This window comes from Escherichia sp. MOD1-EC5990 (assembly GCF_002965285.1).
Classification (GTDB): Bacteria; Pseudomonadota; Gammaproteobacteria; order Enterobacterales; family Enterobacteriaceae; genus Escherichia; species Escherichia coli_F.
In genome coordinates this window covers 132,568-152,475 of the sequence record NZ_PTRV01000001.1, presented here as the reverse complement: position 1 = coordinate 152,475, position 19,908 = coordinate 132,568, and the positions used below count along the sequence as shown (strand labels likewise).

Sequence of the window (19,908 nt, the reverse complement as noted above, 5' to 3'; positions counted from 1 at the left end):
AGCGGAATGCATCTAGCATAAAGCCTTATTATTGATGAGGCTATCATGCGCGTACTGCTATTGTTACTTCTTTCCCTTTTCATGTTGCCTGGATTTTCGGCTGATAACTTGTTGCGCTGGCATGATGCGCAGCATTTCTCGGTGCAACCCTCTACACCGCTTAAAGCCAAACGTTCATGGAAACTGTGCGCGCTTTATCCCAGCCTGAAAGATTCATATTGGTTATCGTTGAACTATGGTATGCAGGAGGCTGCTCGCCGCTACGGTGTGGATTTAAAAGTGCTGGAGGCAGGCGGCTACAGCCAGTTGGCTACCCAGCAAGCACAAATCGACCAGTGCAAACAGTGGGGTGCAGAGGCCATTTTGCTCGGTAGTAGCACGACGTCATTTCCCGACCTGCAAAAGCAGGTAGCAAGTCTGCCGGTGATCGAACTGGTAAATGCTATTGATGCTCCCCAGGTGAAAAGCCGCGTTGGTGTGCCGTGGTTTCAGATGGGCTATCAACCAGGGCGATATCTGGTGCAATGGAGTCACGGAAAACCACTGAACGTGCTGTTGATGCCCGGCCCCGATAACGCCGGGGGCAGTAAGGAGATGGTAGAGGGTTTCCGCGCCGCCATTGCCGGAAGCCCGGTGCGTATTGTCGATATTGCGCTCGGCGACAACGATATTGAAATCCAGCGTAACCTGTTGCAGGAGATGTTGGAGCGCCATCCAGAAATCGACGTTGTGGCCGGAACGGCGATTGCGGCAGAGGCGGCAATGGGTGAAGGGCGTAACCTGAAAACGCCGCTTACCGTGGTGTCGTTTTATCTTTCACATCAGGTGTATCGCGGGTTGAAGCGGGGAAGAGTGATCATGGCTGCCAGCGATCAAATGGTCTGGCAGGGGGAACTGGCGGTTGAGCAAGCGATCAGGCAATTACAGGGACAATCGGTGTCTGATAATGTCAGCCCACCGATTTTAGTCCTGACGCCGAAAAATGCCGACCGCGAACATATCCGCCGCTCGCTGTCGCCAGGGGGATTTCGTCCGGTCTATTTTTATCAGCACACATCAGCGGCTAAGAAATAACCTTCGCCATGTTGTGTCACCAGTAAATCCGCGCTGAGTTTATGACGTAAACGACGAATTAACACATCGACGGTGCGCAGGTCGGGGTTTTCCACCCGGCGCGCAGAAAGCATACGCAGCAGACGTTCACGGCTGAGAATTTCGCCCGGATTGGTCACAAATGCCACCAACATTTCATACTCTGCGCGGGTTAGTTTAATCGGTTCGCCATCAATCTCCAGCGTATGGCGCGACACATTCAGGCAATAACCGGCAAAGCGATAGCAGTTGTCCTGAGTGAGCGGTTGAGCTTGTCGCGCGAGGTCGATTCGCCAGAGCAGATTTTTCACCCGTACCACCAGTTCGCGCAGTTCCAGCGGTTTGGTAACGTAATCGTCTGCGCCCATTTCCAGCCCAACAATACGGTCAATCCGATCGCTGCGTCCGGTAACCAGAATAATACCCACCGTCGAACGTTCCCGCAGGGCGCGGGTTAACATCAGGCCATTTTCATCGGGCAAATTGATATCCAGCAGAATTAAATCCACTGGCTGGTTTTGCATAATTTCACGCAGCCCGGCACCGCTCGCCGTAACGGAAACCGTATACCCCTCCTGAGTGAAGTAGGTTTGTAATCGCGCCTGGGTAACCGGCTCATCTTCAACAATAACAATGTGATGTGGCATCAGAGAGTTTTACTCATTCTGTTCATATCTGTTCATATTCTGCCGTAAGCCGTTCATCCTGACCAGTGCCGCTGTTCATATTTGCTCATTAAGATCGCTTCACTAAACCATAATTTTACAGGGGCTATTATGCGGAAACTCTGGAACGCGTTACGCCGACCCAGTGCTCGTTGGTCGGTACTGGCGCTGGTCGCTATTGGGATTGTGATTGGCATTGCGCTGATTGTGTTACCTCACGTGGGGATCAAAGTCACCAGCACAACCGAATTTTGTGTCAGTTGCCACAGTATGCAACCGGTGTATGAAGAATATAAACAGTCGGTGCATTTCCAGAACGCCTCCGGCGTGCGAGCTGAATGCCATGACTGCCATATCCCGCCGGATATTCCAGGCATGGTGAAGCGTAAACTGGAAGCGAGCAACGACATCTACCAGACCTTTATTGCCCACTCCATTGATACACCTGAGAAATTCGAAGCCAAACGCGCGGAACTTGCCGAGCGTGAATGGGCGCGAATGAAAGAAAACAACTCGGCAACCTGCCGCTCCTGCCATAACTACGACGCGATGGATCATGCGAAGCAACATCCTGAAGCGGCACGTCAGATGAAGGTGGCAGCGAAAGATAATCAATCCTGCATCGACTGTCATAAAGGTATTGCCCACCAGTTGCCGGATATGAGTAGCGGCTTCCGTAAGCAATTCGATGAGCTGCGCGCCAGTGCAAATGATAGTGGTGATACGCTGTACTCCATTGATATTAAGCCAATTTATGCGGCGAAAGGCGATAAAGAAGCGTCTGGTTCTCTGCTGCCTGCTTCGGAAGTGAAAGTCCTTAAACGTGACGGCGACTGGCTGCAAATTGAAATCACTGGCTGGACGGAAAGCGCAGGACGTCAGCGTGTACTCACCCAGTTCCCTGGCAAACGCATCTTTGTTGCCTCGATTCGTGGCGATGTTCAGCAGCAGGTGAAAACGCTGGAGAAAACCACCGTAGCCGACACCAATACCGAGTGGAGCAAATTGCAGGCCACCGCGTGGATGAAGAAAGGCGACATGGTGAACGATATCAAACCGATCTGGGCTTATGCGGATTCGCTGTACAACGGCACCTGTAATCAATGCCACGGCGCACCGGAAATCTCTCACTTTGACGCTAACGGTTGGATCGGCACGCTCAACGGCATGATTGGCTTTACCAGCCTCGATAAACGTGAAGAACGCACCTTGTTGAAATATCTCCAAATGAATGCGTCTGACACCGCAGGTAAGGCTCACGGCGATAAGAAGGAAGAAAAATAATGAGCAATAACGATCTCTTTCAGGCATCACGTCGGCGTTTTCTGGCACAACTCGGTGGCTTAACCGTCGCCGGGATGCTGGGGCCGTCATTGTTAACGCCGCGCCGTGCGACCGCGGCGCAAGCGGCGACTGAGGCTGTCATCTCGAAAGAGGGCATTCTTACCGGGTCGCACTGGGGGGCTATCCGCGCGACGGTGAAGGATGGTCGCTTTGTGGCGGCAAAACCGTTCGAACTGGATAAATATCCGTCGAAAATGATCGCCGGATTGCCGGATCACGTACACAACGCGGCGCGTATTCGTTATCCGATGGTACGCGTGGACTGGCTACGTAAGCGCCATCTGAGCGACACATCTCAGCGTGGCGATAACCGATTTGTGCGCGTGAGCTGGGATGAAGCCCTCGACATGTTCTATGAAGAGCTGGAACGTGTGCAGAAAACGCACGGGCCGAGTGCCTTGCTGACCGCCAGTGGTTGGCAGTCGACGGGGATGTTCCATAACGCGTCGGGGATGTTGGCGAAAGCGATTGCCTTACATGGTAATAGCGTTGGTACGGGTGGGGATTACTCCACCGGTGCTGCGCAGGTGATCCTGCCGCGTGTAGTTGGCTCAATGGAAGTGTATGAACAGCAAACCTCCTGGCCGCTGGTATTGCAGAACAGCAAAACCATTGTGCTGTGGGGCTCCGATTTGCTGAAAAACCAGCAAGCGAACTGGTGGTGCCCGGATCACGATGTTTATGAATATTACGCGCAGTTGAAAGCGAAAGTCGCCGCCGGTGAAATTCAGGTCATCAGCATCGATCCGGTTGTTACATCCACTCATGAGTATCTGGGACGCGAGCATGTGAAGCACATTGCGGTTAACCCGCAAACTGACGTGCCGCTGCAACTGGCGCTGGCGCATACGTTGTACAGCGAAAACCTGTACGACAAAAACTTCCTCGCTAACTACTGCGTGGGCTTTGAGCAGTTTCTGCCCTATCTGCTGGGCGAGAAAGACGGTCAGCCGAAAGATGCCGCATGGGCTGAAAAACTGACTGGCATTGATGCCGAAACCATTCGTGGACTGGCGCGGCAGATGGCGGCGAACAGAACGCAGATTATTGCTGGTTGGTGCGTACAGCGTATGCAGCACGGTGAACAGTGGGCGTGGATGATTGTGGTTCTGGCGGCGATGCTGGGGCAAATTGGCCTGCCGGGTGGTGGCTTCGGTTTTGGCTGGCACTATAACGGCGCAGGCACGCCGGGGCGTAAAGGCGTTATTCTGAGTGGTTTCTCCGGCTCTACGTCGATTCCACCTGTTCACGACAACAGCGACTACAAAGGCTATAGCAGCACTATTCCGATTGCCCGTTTTGTCGATGCGATCCTCGAACCGGGGAAAGTGATCAACTGGAACGGTAAATCGGTAAAACTGCCGCCGCTGAAAATGTGTATTTTTGCCGGAACGAACCCGTTCCATCGCCATCAGCAGATCAACCGCATTATTGAAGGCTGGCGCAAGCTGGAAACGGTTATCGCCATAGATAACCAGTGGACCTCAACCTGCCGCTTTGCCGATATCGTGCTGCCTGCGACCACGCAGTTTGAGCGTAACGATCTCGACCAGTATGGCAACCACTCCAACCGTGGCATTATCGCCATGAAACAGGTCGTGCCGCCGCAGTTCGAGGCGCGCAACGACTTTGATATTTTCCGCGAGCTGTGCCGCCGCTTTAATCGCGAAGAAGCCTTTACCGAAGGGCTGGACGAAATGGGCTGGCTGAAACGCATCTGGCAGGAAGGTGTACAACAGGGCAAAGGACGCGGCGTTCATCTGCCAGCGTTTGATGACTTCTGGAATAAGAAAGAGTACGTCGAGTTTGACCATCCGCAGATGTTTGTTCGCCACCAGGCATTCCGCGAAGATCCGGATCTCGAACCGCTGGGCACGCCGAGTGGCCTGATTGAGATCTACTCAAAAACCATCGCCGATATGAACTACGACGATTGTCAGGGGCATCCGATGTGGTTCGAGAAAATCGAACGCTCCCACGGCGGGCCCGGCTCGCAGAAGTATCCGTTGCATCTGCAATCTGTGCATCCGGATTTCCGACTTCACTCGCAGTTATGTGAGTCGGAAACTTTGCGTCAGCAATATACGGTTGCGGGTAAAGAGCCAGTATTTATTAGCCCGCAGGATGCCAGTGCGCGCGGTATTCGTAACGGTGATGTGGTGCGCGTCTTTAACGCTCGTGGTCAGGTGTTGGCTGGAGCAGTGGTTTCTGACCGCTATGCACCCGGCGTGGCACGAATTCACGAAGGGGCATGGTACGATCCAGATAAAGGCGGCGAGCCTGGTGCACTGTGTAAATACGGTAACCCCAACGTGTTGACCATCGACATCGGTACTTCGCAGCTGGCGCAGGCGACCAGTGCACATACCACGCTGGTGGAAATTGAGAAGTACAACGGAACAGTGGAACAAGTGACGGCGTTTAACGGCCCCGTTGAGATGGTGGCGCAGTGCGAATATGTTCCCGCGTCGCAGGTGAAATCATGACCACGCTGACAGCACAACAGATTGCCTGTGTCTACGCCTGGCTGGCGCAGTTGTTCTCCCGTGAGCTGGACGATGAACAACTAACGCAAATCGCCAGTGCGCAGATGGCTGAATGGTTTTCGTTGCTAAAAAGCGAACCGCCGCTCACTGCGGCGGTAAACGAGCTGGAAACTAAAATTGCCGCTCTGACAGTGCGTGACGACGCCCGTCTGGAACTGGCCGCTGACTTTTGCGGCCTGTTTCTGATGACCGACAAACAAGCGGCGCTGCCGTATGCATCGGCCTACAAACAGGACGAGCAAGAGATTAAACGCTTGTTAGTTGAGGCAGGGATGGAAACCAGCGGCAATTTCAACGAACCGGCAGATCATCTGGCGATCTATCTCGAATTGCTCAGTCATCTGTATTTTTCGCTGGGTGAGGAAACTATCCCTGCGCGAAGAATCGACAGTTTGCGGCAAAAAACACTGATGGCGCTGCGGCAATGGTTACCGGAGTTTGCGGCGCGTTGCCATCAGTATGATAGCTTTGGTTTTTACGCGGCACTAAGCCAGTTATTGCTGGCGTTAGTGGAGTGCGACAACCAAAACAGATAATGCCGTTTGTAGGCCAGATAAGACGCGTTGAGCGTCGCATTAGACATTAAGGTAGATCCGCCGGATGCGGCATGAACCTTATCCGGCCTACGGGGACAGTGCGCTTTGTAGGCCTGATAAGACGCGTTAAGCGTCGCATCAGGCAACAAACTCACGGATGAGCCACAAATCGGGAAAGCCGCTGGCGCAGCAGGCGGTTTTCCTGCTTCAGGTGCGCAATATCATCCATTAATGTTAGCGCCACCGCGATCCCCGGCCAGTCCAGTGCCAGTTCATGACGCAGACGTACCGCACGTTGCACCACAATGGCGGCATGGTCGTCAAATACCCAGGTTGTTTCCAGGCGCTCCCGCGGTTCAACCACCCCCAAACCGACAATTTCATTCAATTCCTCTTCAGAGATGCCGGTATGTAGGCAAAATTCGGTAATAGTAAAAGTCACCGTAACATTAGCCATCATGCTTTCCCCCAATCTTTACGTGGATCAAAAGACGACTGGGCGTCTGCCAGTTGCTGCCACAGCGCGGCCGTATTTTCATCCGGTTTCGGCGGCATCACGATTTTCAGTACCGCATACAGATCGCCGGTCTGTTTTTTGCTCACCAGGCCTTTGCCTTTAACGCGTAATCGTTGCCCGGCCTGACTGCCCGGCGGGATAGTTAGCAAAATGCTTTCTTTCAGTGTTGGAACGGTGACTTTAGCACCCAGCGCCGCTTCCCACGGGCTAACCGGCACCACTATTTCCAGATCCTGGCCGACAATATCAAACAATGGATGCGGCGCAATATGAATCACCAGCCACAAATCGCCATTTGGGCCGCCATTTTCGCCCGGCGTTCCCTGGCCTTTCAGGCGGATGCGTTGACCATTGCCGACGCCCGCCGGGATCTTCACATTCAGCGTTTTCGGGATTTCCTGTTCGATCATGCCAAAGGCGTTATAAACCGGCAGGTTATAGCTGATGGTACGCTTGTGCTCAGTAAGCGTTTCTTCCAGGAATACCGCCACTTCGATTTCAATATCGTGGCCGCGGGTGGCGGGGCGTTGACGGCTCTGGCGGGCATGCTGACCGAAAATTGACGAGAAGATATCGTCAAAATCTTCGGCGTTAAAACTCTGACCGTCGCCATGATGGAATTGACGGTTAAATTGCGGATCGTTGCGATGTTGCCACATCTGATCATACTCAGCGCGACGTTGTTCATCACTCAACACTTCCCAGGCTTCAGCGACCTCTTTGAAGCGGGCTTCGGCATCCGGTTCTTTGCTGACATCAGGATGGTATTTGCGGGCCAGTCGACGATAGGCGGTCTTGATTGTCTTGAGATCGTCCGTCGGTTTCACGCCCATGATGGCGTAATAATCCTTTAGTTCCATAGCGTTATCTCGCGTAAATCAACACAAATTGAAGGAACCCCTGTAAGGTAACTCCTATAAGTGTAGGGTAATCCTCAAAATTTCATATGCCAACACAGAATATGTTATTGAAATCATCGTGGAGAGGAGGTGGCGTCAAGATGGATTGCTGAGCATAGTTTAAACAGGTAAAAGGGTGAGCGATTTTTGATAGTTAAATCAGGCACTTTAAGCTTAACTAGGACGTCATTATTTATTAAATTTTATAGGCGCTATATATGGGTAGTAATATACATGGAGTAAGTTGCAGTGCTAATAATTATTTGAAAACAGCCTGGGCCGATATAAAAACCAGGCGCGAAGAAAATCAAAAATGTTCAATCACGCTTTTTGAACAAAAACTAGAGTGTTTTATGCGGTTGTACAATGAAATCATGCGGAAAGAAGAAAATATTTCATGCCTGGTGTGTGAATCACTAGAAACAGAATTAGAGGAAATGCAAAATGATAATGATTTATCTTCATTTATGAAAACATTACGTACTCATGATACAAACACTTATTCAGGGGATTCAGGAGGCATTACCTATACTATACAATATTTTCAAGAAAGAGAGCTTGTTAATATATCCTTGCCGGGTATGTTTTCACAGGCTATTGCAGGCTTTAAAAGTAGCTGTTGGTATAAATTTATAGCATATGTTGATATCTTAAATGAGTGTAATGATGTTTTTTCTGAGTATTGCTTTGATGATGATGAAATTACGAATGTCCAGCCAAAACGGATAAATGCGCCGGGAATATATGATTCAGCTACTGGTATTGATTTGTCTGGTATATCTTTTATTCAGAGTGAAGTTAATCAAGCACATAAATTAAAATACGCGCCTGTAGATGGCGATGGATATTGTCTGTTAAGAGCCATCCTGGTTATAAAACACGTTGATTATTCATGGGCGCTTGGCAGTCAAAAGACGCAAAAAGAAGTATACGACGAATTTATTAAAATTGTTGATAAACAAGTGATTGAGTCTTTTGTTGATGCAGCATTCTTTAATCTCAGGGAAGATATTAAGACATTATTTGGCGTTGATCTGCATTCTGACAACCAAATTCAGGATATGGGTAATTCTTTAGCGTCGAATTTTATTAAGTTTAAAAAAGAATTCATTGGTAGTTGCTTGAATGACGAAAGATGCATATTGCATTTACCCGAGTTTATATTTAATGATAACAAGGGTTCGCTTGTTTTAAATACCGACTCTCCGGAAAAGGTTAAAGCGGTGAAGAATTTCCTTGCTGTGCTTTCAGATAGCATTTGTTCATTGTTTATTGTTGCCTGTAATGTGGGATCAATCTCCTTGGGAAGTGAATCCTTTTCAACGGATGAAGATCTTGAGTATGGTTATTTAATAAATACTGGCAATCATTATGACGTTTACCTCCCTACTGAACTTTTTGCTCAGTCATACCAGTTAAACCATAAGGAAATGAAAGCGCAACTGGACTATTTAAATCGTTATGCCATCTAATGATAAAGACATGTGCTAAAATAGTTTTTATTAGTCTCACATTCTCTTTTTACTAGTAAATATTGCCCCTGTATCGATAACGTCGGTGATATTCTGTCTAGCCCATGGTGAAATCATCAACGGCGTACACGAGGCAGGGGCTAATCATGCATAGGTTGCGTCAAATCTTGCCTTTTTTTAATGACAAATATAGAAAAACAGGCACTCAACAAGCCATTTTGCGAACCTGTTCCCGGAAAAATGTCATATTTCTGTCACACTCTTTGGTGATTGATAACAAAAGAGGTGCCAGGAATGAACAAAACGCTAATCGCCGCAGCTGTGGCAGGGATAGTTTTACTCGCTTCAAATGCTCAGGCACAAACCGTACCGGAAGGCTATCAGTTGCAGCAAGTGCTCATAATGAGCCGCCATAACTTACGTGCGCCGCTGGCGAACAATGGCAGTGTGCTGGAACAATCCACACCGAATAAATGGCCAGAATGGGACGTCCCCGGTGGGCAGCTCACCACCAAAGGCGGTGTGCTGGAAGTGTATATGGGCCACTATATGCGTGAGTGGCTGGCAGAGCAGGGGATGGTGAATTCGGGGGAATGCCCGCCGCCGGACACCGTTTATGCCTATGCCAACAGCCTGCAACGTACCGTCGCAACCGCGCAGTTCTTTATTACTGGCGCATTCCCTGGGTGTGACATTCCAGTCCACCACCAGGAAAAAATGGGCACCATGGACCCAACCTTTAACCCGGTGATCACCGATGATTCCGCCGCATTCAGTGAACAGGCGGTGGCGGCAATGGAGAAAGAGCTCGGCAAACTCCAGCTTACCGACAGCTACAAGCTACTGGAAAAAATCGTTAACTATAAAGATTCTCCTGCCTGTAAAGAGAAGCAACAGTGTTCGCTTGTAGATGGCAAAAACACCTTTAGCGCGAAGTATCAACAAGAACCGGGCGTTTCCGGGCCGCTGAAAGTCGGCAACTCGCTGGTAGATGCGTTTACTTTGCAATACTACGAAGGTTTCCCGATGGATCAGGTGGCGTGGGGAGAAATCAAATCTGACCAACAGTGGAAAGTGTTGTCGAAGCTGAAAAACGGTTACCAGGATAGCCTGTTTACCTCACCGGAAGTGGCGCGCAATGTTGCGAAACCACTGGTCAGTTATATCGACAAAGCGCTGGTGACAGATCGCGCCAGTGCACCGAAAATCACGGTGCTGGTGGGGCACGACTCAAACATTGCCTCTCTGTTAACGGCACTGGATTTCAAACCGTATCAGTTGCATGACCAGAACGAACGCACGCCGATTGGCGGCAAAATCGTTTTCCAGCGTTGGCATAACAGCAAAGCTAATCGCGATTTGATGAAAATTGAATATGTGTACCAGAGTGCGGAACAGTTGCGTAATGCTGATGCGTTAACGTTGCAGGCTCCGGCTCAGCGCGTGACGCTGGAATTAACCGGCTGCCCGATAGACGCTGATGGTTTCTGCCCAATGGATAAGTTTGATAGCGTGTTGAATGAAGCGGTGAAATAAACCCGGCTATTGACATTTTGTAGTCATAAAATTGGGAAGATCACATGCAGATCTTCCCAATTAACCTGGAACATATTCACCAGAAATATATTGAGGGAGCAGAATATTACGCAGCGCCACATCTCGTATAATTTTTACCATAGAACGCATGGTTTACCCCAGACACAGTGGTAAACTTCAGACGCGTAAATCAAAGGATGGCTGACAAAATGAAGTATACATGGAAGGGAGAAAATGAAAGAACGCACTGGCAATTGTGTGAAAAATTAAATGCCCCATTTATATGCCTTAGCATAATTAATAAAAAATACGCTAATCTTTTTTATGATGTGACAAATTATTGCGTTGATCTTGAAAACATCTCAAATGAAATACTGGAAATATACTCGGCTTATGCACGCGTATTCATACTGCCTGAACATTTTATCAATGAAATTGCTGCGCAATATTACGTTATGAATGTCATTGTGCGACGTGAACATGCAGAATTCATTGCCGAAATTTTATATGATTATTTGTTTAAAAAATTACGATAACAGAGGTGGGTAATGAAGCGGTATTATCACGACGCGTTTTTATTAGGTTTATACGCATTGCTTACCCAAATACATTTGTCGGTGGCTCGCGGCATTAGCGCGCAGTCTGAACTCCGGTGCTGGTTGCGTCAGAAAGGGACGCTTGGCCTGATAGAACAAATATTGTGCTCAGCGCGGTCAAAGCGCCATAAGCAGAAGATCCCATTAATCAAATCTCTGTATTATAATCTGCGTGGGAAAAACTATCTTACTGAAAGTGAATGGATTTTATTAATTAAACACCTGCAGTTTATGCGTGACTTTATTGTTCATGGTGAAGTAAATGAGGATGCTTTGATAAATTCCCGGCTTAAATTTGCTATTTTTCGCTAAAAATTTGGCACAGACTGAACGTCAATTATCTAGCTAAGCGATTAGCAAATCATGTCGAGCATTTTAATGAAAGTGAGTATCATGCCCACTTCAGCGTGCGCCAGATAACGTCCGTTATAACGGGCTGGGCAGTTTTAAAAGATAATGAGATATTTTGATGATCCTCGCCGGGGAGTATTGATGAATAAATAATTTATTGGAAAATTTCCTTGTATTCAGAGCGTATCCAGGGTTGTTTATTCTGCAAGAGAATTACGAAAATATCACATCCTTCATTGCCGGGATGGATTTTTCAGCCGGAGGTATCTTATCTTCAAGATTTAACCAATGGCTATATAGGAAATACCCTGTACAATCAAATTCATGCTGGATATCGCTTATTACCCATATTTATAATCAATAACAAGCTTACCGCAATGATATCGATTTTTTTATTTGATAACGTGATTGAATATCTCACAGTAATAACAGGGCATGAGACGTTGGTCAATGAATAATCGAAAACTCCCCCGTTCACTACGGGGGAGGTTCAGGATTAAACGTTTTTACGTTCGATGGTCTGTTCGCCCCAAAAAAGCGAATCTTTATCGGTCTTAGCAAAGGCTTTGACTAACACTTCATCGCTACCTTCTTCCCAAATCTTTTCCGCCATTTTTTCGTCGTACCCGGCGACTTCGAAAATGGCCTCGGCTATTTCCGGCGACGTATTGCGCAGAGATGCCCATTCACCGACGTGATGAGCTTTCGCTTCTTGAGTTGGCATGCGTATCCTCCTGTTGAAGATTAGCCGTTAAGTTTAACTGCCAGACCTGCGACATATTCCCCTTGATAACGAGCAATAGACAGTTCTTCCTGGCTGGGCTGGCGTGAACCGTCACCGCCTGCGATGGTGGTTGCGCCGTACGGCGTACCGCCGCGAACCTGTGAAACGTCAAATAATTCCTGCGCTGCGTAGCCAATGGGGACAATCACCATGCCGTGATGCGCAAGGGTCGTCCAGGTGGATGTGATGGTTTGTTCCTGACCGCCGCCAGTACCGGTGGAACTAAAGACGCTCGCCAGTTTTCCGTATAGTGCGCCGGAAGCCCACAGGCCGCCCGTCTGGTCGAGGAAGGTACGCATTTGACCGGACATGTTACCAAAGCGGGTAGGTGTACCAAAAATAATGGCGTCGTAATCGGCCAGTTCTTGCGGGGTTGCAACCGGTGCAGTTTGCGTTTTACCGCCTGCTTTTTCAAATAATTGCGGCGGCATGGTTTCCGGTACACGCTTAACGACAACTTCTGCGCCATCCACTTTGCTTGCACCCTCAGCAACTGCGCGTGCCATCGTTTCAATATGTCCGTACATGGAATAATAAAGCACCAGAACTTTAGCCATTTCTAACCACTCCTCGTGTTATCTCTATTCCGTAGCGATTCGCTACCACTTATTTAAAGATAAGACGTCCTTTTCAGAGTGCAAATTTCACAACCACTTATTTGATTTATAACAACTTTCACAAGCACGCAATTTTGTCGCAAAATGACACATTTTTATCTCATCGCGTTTTTTTAATCATAAGAGCGGCTTATAGATAATTATTGGAGATGATATCTATTCTCGCTAAGAAGCTGTTGCAGGATATTACCAAACGCGGGTCTGCCCGCGTCAGTTCACTAAGCTTAGTCCCACGTAGCGAAAATATGGCAGCCGCCATACGCCGCGTTAATTCTATGCAATATGATGTCTATACCCAGACGGAGGTCAGTAATGGCAAACCATCGAGGCGGTTCCGGCAATTTTGCAGAAGACCGCGAAAGAGCATCAGAAGCAGGTAAAAAAGGTGGACAGCACAGCGGGGGTAATTTCAAAAATGACCCGCAGCGCGCATCTGAAGCAGGTAAAAAAGGTGGCAAGAGCAGTCACGGCAAAAGCGACAACTAGCCGGGCTAATCAATGACGAATGCATTTTTGTCTGTAGCTCGTCAAAAAGCCATCACCGCCGGTTACCCCGGCGGTTTTCTGTTTATGGTTCCTGATGAACAACTTCTGGCGGAGGAACGTCAACCAACCTTCTGCTCAACAACGCATTGAGTAAAATCGCGCCAAAGGTTGCTGTACCGATCCCTCCCAACGTAAAACCGCCCAGCGTGAGAGCAAAATCACCAGCACCCAGCACTAAGGTTACTGCGACCATAATCAAATTACCGTTCTGACTTAAATCCACACGATTTTGTACCCAGATCCGCGCGCCTGCGACGGCAATTAACCCGAACACAACAATTGACGCACCACCAATCACCGGTGCCGGAATGGTATGGATTAGTGCGCCAAATTTCGGCGAAAAGCCCAACAGCATGGCGATGACGGCGGCAGCAACAAACACCAGCGTCGAATAGACTTTTGTCACAGCCATCACACCGATATTTTCAGCATAGGTGGTCACGCCGCTACCGCCGACAGAACCCGAAAGCATTGTTGCCAGCCCATCGCCTACGAATGCCCGCCCCATATACGGGTCCATATTGCGTCCGGTCATCCCGGCTACCGCCTTCAGATGACCTAAGTTTTCCGCCACCAGAATAACCGCCACGGGCGCAATCAGCATCATTGCCTGACCATTAAAAGCAGGAGTGGAAAAATGTGGCAGACCGAACCAGGCAGCATGGCTGACGAGAGTAAAATCGACGGCTTTTCCCAGCCCTAAAACGTTGGTCATCACGCCATACAGCAGACAGGCGACAATTAATCCTACGAGAATCAATAATCGCTGGATCATGCCACGGGTAAACACCGCCACCAGCCCAATACACAGCACCGTCATTACCGCCATCCAACTATCAAAGGCCGAAGCCGATACACTTTTCACTGCGATAGGCGCTAAGTTCAGGCCAATCGCCATCACCACCGCACCCGTCACAACCGGCGGCATTAGTCGTTCAATCCAGCGCGTACCGATTTTCATCACCACCAGGCCAATGACGGTATAAACCAGCCCACAGGCGATAATCCCGCCCAGCGCGATGCTGATATTCGGATTAATTCCCTGACCATTAAAGCCCGTCGCGGCGATCACCACGCCGACAAAAGCCGCGCTGGAACCGAGATAACTGGGGACGCGCCCGCCGGTAATAAAGAAAAACAGTAACGTGCCGATCCCCGACATTAAAATGGAAAGGTTGGGATCCAGCCCCATCAGAATCGGCATTAACACCGTCGCGCCAAACATCGCCACCGCGTGTTGAACGCCCATTATTGCCGTCTGAGCAAACGGCAATCGTTCATTCGGCGCGACCACGCCGCTCTCTGTAGAGGTCGATTTTAACTGCCAGTGAGGAAAACCGAACATTGCCATCAGCTGTCTCCTTAAGGAGGTTAACAAGCAGGGCGCATCAGCGCGTGATAACTGCGATCAAACCACACCAGCCCGTAGGGGGTGGCGTGACGATGAATCGCTTCGATGGCGCAAAACAGAATGTCGTGGGTGCCGACGCTCACCACCTGGCTGATACGGCAGTCAAACGAAACCAGTGCTTCTTCCAGTTGCGGGCATCCGGTCACACCAGTCTGCCAGCGGGCGGCGGCAAAGCGGTGTTCCATGGGCGTTTTGCCGCCAAAAAGGTTTGAAAGCGGCTCCTGCCCGGCGCTAAGTGTATTTACACACAGCGTTCGGTTTTCATTAAATACCGGCCAGACGGATGCCCCACGATTCAGGCACACCAGTAATGTGGGCGGTGTGTCGGTTACGCTACAGACGGCGCTGGCGGTGAACCCGGCGCGCCCGGCTGGACCGTCCGTGGTGATGATATTGACCGCCGCGCCCATGCAGGACATCGCATCGCGAAAAGTTTGTTGATCGACAATGTTCATAGTTTGCTCCTTACAACAGCCCGCAGGCTTCTTCAAAGGACAGACGTGGCAGGCGCGCATAAAGCTTGCTGCTATCGCCATAGCCGATATTAATCAGCAGATTGCTCTTCAGCGTGCTGCCCGTAAAAAAGGCGTCGTCCACGTGTTGACGGTCAAAGCCGGACATCGGGCCGGTATCCAGCCCCAGCGCACGGCAGGCGACGATTAGATAGGCTGCCTGCATGGAACTGTTGCGAAACGCTGTTTCTTCGGCAAGTTGTGGGCTGGAGGTAAACCAACTGCGGGCATCGCCGTGAGGAAACAGCTGTGGTAACCGTTCATAAAATTCACTGTCCCAGGCGACGATCGCGGTGACGGGCGCGGTCAGGGTTTTTTGCAGATTGCCGCTGGAAAGCGCCGGGCGCAGACGTTCTTTTCCTTCTGCAGTGCGGATAAACACGATCCGTGCCGGAGAACAGTTAGCTGATGTCGGCCCCCATTTCATCAGGGCATAAATCTCCCGTAATGTCTCATCGCTGACGGGTGTCTCTCGCCAGCCGTTGTGAGTGCGGGCATCGGTGAACAGGGTGCTAAGCGCACCAGGGCTAACGGCTTCGTTCATAGCAATTCCTTACAGGGCGGCTTCACGGTGATGTAACAGGCTGGCAAGCCCGTTGAGTAACAGAGCATTAAACGTTTCGGGATCGGTCACGTTGCAGGCGTGTCCGCCATTGCGCATCACCATTTTCTGGCTATCGGGCAGGGCGGCATGAAGTTCACTGGAACATGCTGATGGCACGAGCAGATCATCACTGGCGCAGATGATTTGCACCGGGCAGCGAATGCGATCCGCATGGCGACTAAAGTCAGCGCGTTTGAGGGCGTTAAGTCGACGCAGTAAATTATTTTTGCCCTGAAAATGCGCCAGTGCCAGCGCGTCTTCTGCCTCAAGGCGAGGGGCGCGGGCCGCCATCCAGTCGGCGGGGTAGAGGAACAACGGCTGCGCTTCCACCCATGCCTGCGCGCCGCCGCTATGCAGTAATCGTTCGCGAACCTGAAAACAGCGGCGCGTATGGGCGTTTATTCGTAGCCAGCCGTTAACGCTGACCAGTGCAGTGACCGACGCGGGATAATCCAGCGCCAGCTGCATTCCCACCAGCGCACCGAGCGCATGGCCGACCACTGCGTAATGCTCAATCCCTGCGGCTACCAGCGCCTGATGCAGTTCCGTTGCCATCTGGGCGATACTGTAATCTTCTGCCAGCGTGTCGGGATTATTGCCTGTGCCGCGCTGGTCGTAACAGACTATCTGATACTCCTGCTCCAGCACCGCCAGTTGCGGTAACCAGTAACTGCCGCTACCGCCAAGACCCGAAATCAACACCACTACGGGCGCATCAGCATAAGGGGGAGGTGAGAGTGAAAGTTTCATCGCGGCCTCACTTGGCGATATGCGCAATTGTGGCGATTTCCACCAGCGCGTCAGGTTTTACCAGTCCGCACTGAATGCAGAATCGCGCCGGTTTATCATCAGGGAAAAACTCGGCGTAGATTTCGTTAATCGCGGCGTAATTTTTCCAGTCGGTAATAAAGATGCTGTTGAAGGTCACGTCCGCCATCGTGCCACCCGCCGTCTCGATAACCTTGCGGATGGTCTCCAGAACGTGGCGGGTTTGCGCCTTTGGGTCATCGGCAAACAGCACGTTATTATGTTGATCAAAAGCCAGCGTGCCGGAGACATACACCACGCCATCAGCCATCGTGCCGGGAACGAAGGGGGCCAGCGGTGCGCTGCTGCCAGCAGGAATAATTACGGATTTCGGCATCATTAAACTCCTTAAGCGATACGGGCAAAGGACGTGGGAGAAAGCGCGTCGCAGAACGTTTCGACGTCGCTCACCCAGCCAAAAAAGGTTTCGATATTGAACAACGCGGCTTTCTGCGCAAACTCCGGCCCCGCCTGGTGGGTTGCGTCTTCCAGCACCACGCCGAAATACTCCAGAAAAAAGCCGTCGCGCAGCGTCGATTCGACGCAGACGTTGGTAGCGATGCCGGTGAAAACCAGATGGCGTATTCCGCGGCTGCGCAAAATGCTGTCCAGCGGCGTATTGAAGAAACCGCTGTAGCGCGGCTTCGGCAGCACAATATCGCCAGGCTGCGGCACCAGTTCATCTACCAGTTGATAATCCCAGGAGCCTTTCGCCAGCAATTTCCCCTGTAGCTGCGGCTGCTTACGCATGGTTTTCAGGGCGTTCGATTTATGAAAATTCGGTGAGCCGGGACCGCCAGCCTCGACATACTGTTCATCCCAGCCATTTTGAAACCAGATGATCAACATCCCTGCCGCTCGCGCTGCGGTCACGGCGGTTTGAATGTTGGCAATGACCGGGCGAGTGGTTGAGACATCAAAACCGGCGAGATCTAAGTAGCCGCCTGGTGTGGCATAAGCGTTTTGCATATCCACCACGATCAGCGCACTTTGCTGCGGATCGAAGGTAATGGCTTCCGGTCGAGCGGTTAAGGTTTTCATCACGCGACCTCCTGAGTAAGCGCGGGGAGATGGGCGCGGCACTGCATTAGCGGCTGAATGCGCTCACCGAAGGTTTCGATTCCCGACAGAAAATCATCGAAGGTCAACAGCACGCCTTCGGCACCAGGTACGCTTGCGACTTCATCTAACATGCGCGCGACACTGGCGTAAGAACCGACTAACGTCCCCATATTGATGTTTACCGCCGAAGTGGGATCGGCCATCTGACGGACGTTGGTGTCAGTACCGGAGCGGGTATCTTTCTGACTTTGTTCGGTTAGCCAGCTTAACGCCTCTTCATCCGCGCCCGCTTTGTAGTGTTCCCATTTTGCACGAGCGGCATCGTCGGTTTCGTCGGCAATCACCATAAACAACACATAAGAGCCAACGTCGCGCCCGGTTTGCGCTGCGGCCTGTTTCATCCGCGCAGCGGTCGGGGCGAAAGCCGTGGGCGTGTTTACGCCTTTCCCGAAGCAGAAGTTGAAATCGGCATACTGGGCGGAGAACGCCATGCCAGCGTCGCTTTGCCCGGCACAGATCACTTTCATGGGTACGCTCGGTTGTGGACTGACGCGGCAATCGTTCATGGTGAAAAAATCGCCTTTAAAATCGCTTTTCCCCGTTCCCCACAGGTCGCGCAGCACCTGGACATATTCGGTGAGATAGTCATAACGACGGGAAAAATAGTCATCGCCAGGCCAGATGCCCATCTGCTCATACTCGGGTTTTTGCCAGCCAGTCACCAGGTTTACGCCAAAACGCCCGCCAGAGATGGAGTCAATGGTTGCGGCCATACGGGCGACGATTGCCGGAGGTAACGTTAAGGTGGCGGCAGTGGCGTAAATCTGAATACGCGAGGTCACGGCTGCCAGCCCGGCCATCAAAGTGAACGACTCCAGGTTGTGATCCCAGAACTCAGTTTTGCCACCAAAGCCACGCAGTTTGATCATCGACAGTGCGAAATCGAAATGGTAGTGCTCCGCTTTTTGCACGATGGCTTTATTCAGTTCAAAAGTCGGCATGTACTGCGGCGCGTGGGTCGAAATGAGCCAGCCGTTGTTGCCGATAGGTACGAATACGCCAATTTTCATCATCAACCTCTCTTCGTCTCGTAAAGTGAAAGTCAGACGGGGCGCTGCATCCTGCATATCCTTTTCAGCCGCGTAATGGTTTGTTTGCAAAGCGGATGCCAGTTTTTAAAAAGTGAATGTTATTAATGTGTTAATGTTAAGTTATCTAAAATACCTGGAAAAAAGTGGACTAAACGGTCAAAACAATTGCACATAAAACATGCATTCGTGCGCGATGAGAGTGCAGAAGGTCGAGGCCGGGCGGGGGTTTTGCTATCCTGTTGCCAATCAACAAGAGGGGAGAGCGCATGACGCAAGGCGCAGTGAAAACAACGGGTAAACGTTCGCGCGCAGTGAGCGCGAAGAAAAAAGCGATTCTTAGCGCAGCACTGGACACTTTTTCACAATTCGGTTTTCACGGCACAAGGCTGGAGCAGATCGCGGAGTTGGCGGGTGTTTCAAAAACCAATCTGCTGTATTACTTTCCGTCAAAAGAGGCGCTGTATATAGCCGTACTGCGGCAGATTCTCGATATCTGGCTGGCACCGTTAAAAGCGTTTCGAGAAGATTTCGCCCCGCTGGCAGCGATTAAAGAGTACATCCGTCTGAAGCTGGAAGTCTCCCGCGATTATCCGCAGGCTTCGCGCCTGTTCTGTATGGAGATGTTGGCAGGCGCACCGTTATTAATGGATGAGCTAACGGGCGATTTGAAAACGTTAATTGATGAGAAATCGGCGCTGATTGCCGGTTGGGTTAAAAGCGGCAAACTCGCGCTGATTGATCCGCAGCATTTGATTTTTATGATCTGGGCTTCCACTCAACATTACGCCGATTTCGCCCCTCAGGTGGAGGCGGTGACAGGTGCCACGTTGCGCGATGAAGTGTTTTTCAATCAAACGGTTGAAAACGTGCAGCGGATTATTCTTGAGGGGATTCGACCACGTTAATGATGCCGGAGGAGG

Annotated in this window: 22 protein-coding genes; 10 read left to right on the top strand and 12 right to left on the bottom strand. The window is 50.6% G+C overall.

Annotated elements, in window-relative coordinates:
- Nucleotides 1-45: 45 nt before the first annotated feature.
- Nucleotides 46-1,074: a TMAO reductase system periplasmic protein TorT gene (gene torT / locus BEB42_RS00840; RefSeq protein ID WP_001265010.1), complete on the top strand. Its 1,029-nt coding sequence runs from the start codon at nt 46-48 to the stop codon at nt 1,072-1,074.
- Here torT and torR read toward each other — a convergent pair.
- A complete protein-coding gene (gene torR / locus BEB42_RS00835; protein WP_001120130.1) occupies nt 1,047-1,739 on the bottom strand; it encodes a two-component system response regulator TorR in 693 nt (230 codons plus the stop codon). The two genes, torT and torR, sit on opposite strands and share 28 nt — an antisense overlap.
- A gap of 129 nt (nt 1,740-1,868) precedes the next feature.
- On the opposite strand from torR, the gene torC reads away from it, so the two are divergent.
- Genes torC through torD form a run of 3 tightly spaced genes read left to right on the top strand, consistent with a single transcriptional unit; the run spans nt 1,869 to nt 6,183 of the window.
- Nucleotides 1,869-3,041, top strand: a complete 1,173-nt coding sequence (torC, locus tag BEB42_RS00830; RefSeq protein ID WP_001230244.1) for a pentaheme c-type cytochrome TorC — start codon at nt 1,869-1,871, stop codon at nt 3,039-3,041.
- Nucleotides 3,041-5,587: a trimethylamine-N-oxide reductase TorA gene (gene torA / locus BEB42_RS00825; RefSeq protein ID WP_000069199.1), complete on the top strand. Its 2,547-nt coding sequence runs from the start codon at nt 3,041-3,043 to the stop codon at nt 5,585-5,587. The genes torC and torA overlap by 1 nt, the downstream gene beginning before the upstream one ends.
- A complete protein-coding gene (gene torD, locus BEB42_RS00820; RefSeq protein WP_000209900.1) occupies nt 5,584-6,183 on the top strand; it encodes a molecular chaperone TorD in 600 nt (199 codons plus the stop codon). Before torA ends, torD begins: the two co-directional genes overlap by 4 nt.
- Nucleotides 6,184-6,334: 151 nt before the next feature.
- Here torD and cbpM read toward each other — a convergent pair whose 3' ends face one another.
- Nucleotides 6,335-6,640, bottom strand: a complete 306-nt coding sequence (gene cbpM, locus BEB42_RS00815) for a chaperone modulator CbpM (RefSeq protein WP_000024566.1) — start codon at nt 6,638-6,640, stop codon at nt 6,335-6,337.
- Nucleotides 6,640-7,560, bottom strand: a complete 921-nt coding sequence (cbpA, locus tag BEB42_RS00810) for a curved DNA-binding protein (protein WP_000420621.1) — start codon at nt 7,558-7,560, stop codon at nt 6,640-6,642. Before cbpA ends, cbpM begins: the two co-directional genes overlap by 1 nt.
- Nucleotides 7,561-7,817: 257 nt before the next feature.
- Between cbpA and BEB42_RS00805 the strand changes: the two genes are divergently transcribed.
- From BEB42_RS00805 to BEB42_RS00790, 4 genes are all read left to right on the top strand, one after another.
- The gene (locus BEB42_RS00805) at nt 7,818-9,071 is read left to right on the top strand and encodes a hypothetical protein (protein WP_000535373.1); all 1,254 of its coding nucleotides are present in this window, start codon (nt 7,818-7,820) and stop codon (nt 9,069-9,071) included.
- A 294-nt stretch (nt 9,072-9,365) separates the two neighbouring features.
- The gene (agp, locus tag BEB42_RS00800) at nt 9,366-10,607 is read left to right on the top strand and encodes a bifunctional glucose-1-phosphatase/inositol phosphatase (protein ID WP_001044268.1); all 1,242 of its coding nucleotides are present in this window, start codon (nt 9,366-9,368) and stop codon (nt 10,605-10,607) included.
- Nucleotides 10,608-10,816: 209 nt separating this feature from the next.
- Nucleotides 10,817-11,143: a hypothetical protein gene (locus BEB42_RS00795; protein ID WP_000878101.1), complete on the top strand. Its 327-nt coding sequence runs from the start codon at nt 10,817-10,819 to the stop codon at nt 11,141-11,143.
- Between the two features lie 12 nt (nt 11,144-11,155).
- Complete coding sequence (locus BEB42_RS00790) at nt 11,156-11,515, top strand: hypothetical protein (RefSeq protein ID WP_000833428.1); 360 nt, start codon at nt 11,156-11,158, stop codon at nt 11,513-11,515.
- Between the two features lie 535 nt (nt 11,516-12,050).
- On the opposite strand, the gene BEB42_RS00785 is transcribed toward BEB42_RS00790, so the two are convergent.
- Together BEB42_RS00785 and wrbA are read right to left on the bottom strand one after the other, a co-directional pair.
- A complete protein-coding gene (locus BEB42_RS00785) occupies nt 12,051-12,278 on the bottom strand; it encodes a YccJ family protein (RefSeq protein WP_001143120.1) in 228 nt (75 codons plus the stop codon).
- A 20-nt stretch (nt 12,279-12,298) separates the two neighbouring features.
- Nucleotides 12,299-12,895 carry an NAD(P)H:quinone oxidoreductase gene (gene wrbA / locus BEB42_RS00780; protein WP_001151437.1) on the bottom strand — a complete coding sequence of 199 codons (597 nt, stop codon included), beginning with the start codon at nt 12,893-12,895 and terminating at the stop codon, nt 12,299-12,301.
- Between the two features lie 372 nt (nt 12,896-13,267).
- On the opposite strand from wrbA, the gene BEB42_RS00770 reads away from it, so the two are divergent.
- Nucleotides 13,268-13,441 carry a general stress protein gene (locus tag BEB42_RS00770; RefSeq protein ID WP_001273658.1) on the top strand — a complete coding sequence of 58 codons (174 nt, stop codon included), beginning with the start codon at nt 13,268-13,270 and terminating at the stop codon, nt 13,439-13,441.
- 82 nt (nt 13,442-13,523) lie between these two features.
- Here the strand turns inward: BEB42_RS00770 and rutG are convergent, their stop codons facing one another.
- The 7 genes from rutG to rutA are packed head-to-tail and all read right to left on the bottom strand — an operon-like array spanning nt 13,524 to nt 18,967.
- Nucleotides 13,524-14,852, bottom strand: coding sequence for a pyrimidine utilization transport protein G (gene rutG / locus BEB42_RS00765; protein WP_001240622.1), 1,329 nt, complete (start codon nt 14,850-14,852; stop codon nt 13,524-13,526).
- 20 nt (nt 14,853-14,872) lie between these two features.
- Nucleotides 14,873-15,367 (bottom strand): NADH-dependent FMN reductase RutF, encoded by a 495-nt coding sequence (gene rutF, locus BEB42_RS00760; protein ID WP_001028095.1) that lies wholly within the window; start codon nt 15,365-15,367, stop codon nt 14,873-14,875.
- A 10-nt stretch (nt 15,368-15,377) separates the two neighbouring features.
- A complete protein-coding gene (locus tag BEB42_RS00755) occupies nt 15,378-15,968 on the bottom strand; it encodes a malonic semialdehyde reductase (protein WP_001001172.1) in 591 nt (196 codons plus the stop codon).
- Nucleotides 15,969-15,977: 9 nt separating this feature from the next.
- The gene (gene rutD, locus BEB42_RS00750) at nt 15,978-16,778 is read right to left on the bottom strand and encodes a pyrimidine utilization protein D (RefSeq protein ID WP_001353304.1); all 801 of its coding nucleotides are present in this window, start codon (nt 16,776-16,778) and stop codon (nt 15,978-15,980) included.
- A gap of 7 nt (nt 16,779-16,785) precedes the next feature.
- Nucleotides 16,786-17,172 carry a 3-aminoacrylate deaminase gene (rutC, locus tag BEB42_RS00745; protein ID WP_001126792.1) on the bottom strand — a complete coding sequence of 129 codons (387 nt, stop codon included), beginning with the start codon at nt 17,170-17,172 and terminating at the stop codon, nt 16,786-16,788.
- Nucleotides 17,173-17,183: 11 nt separating this feature from the next.
- Nucleotides 17,184-17,876: a peroxyureidoacrylate/ureidoacrylate amidohydrolase RutB gene (gene rutB, locus BEB42_RS00740; RefSeq protein ID WP_000855110.1), complete on the bottom strand. Its 693-nt coding sequence runs from the start codon at nt 17,874-17,876 to the stop codon at nt 17,184-17,186.
- Nucleotides 17,876-18,967, bottom strand: a complete 1,092-nt coding sequence (gene rutA / locus BEB42_RS00735; protein ID WP_001353302.1) for a pyrimidine utilization protein A — start codon at nt 18,965-18,967, stop codon at nt 17,876-17,878. Before rutA ends, rutB begins: the two co-directional genes overlap by 1 nt.
- Before the next feature lie 287 nt (nt 18,968-19,254).
- On the opposite strand from rutA, the gene rutR reads away from it, so the two are divergent.
- Entirely contained in the window at nt 19,255-19,893 is a 639-nt protein-coding gene (gene rutR / locus BEB42_RS00730) for an HTH-type transcriptional regulator RutR (protein WP_001353301.1), read from the top strand.
- Nucleotides 19,894-19,908: the final 15 nt, after the last annotated feature.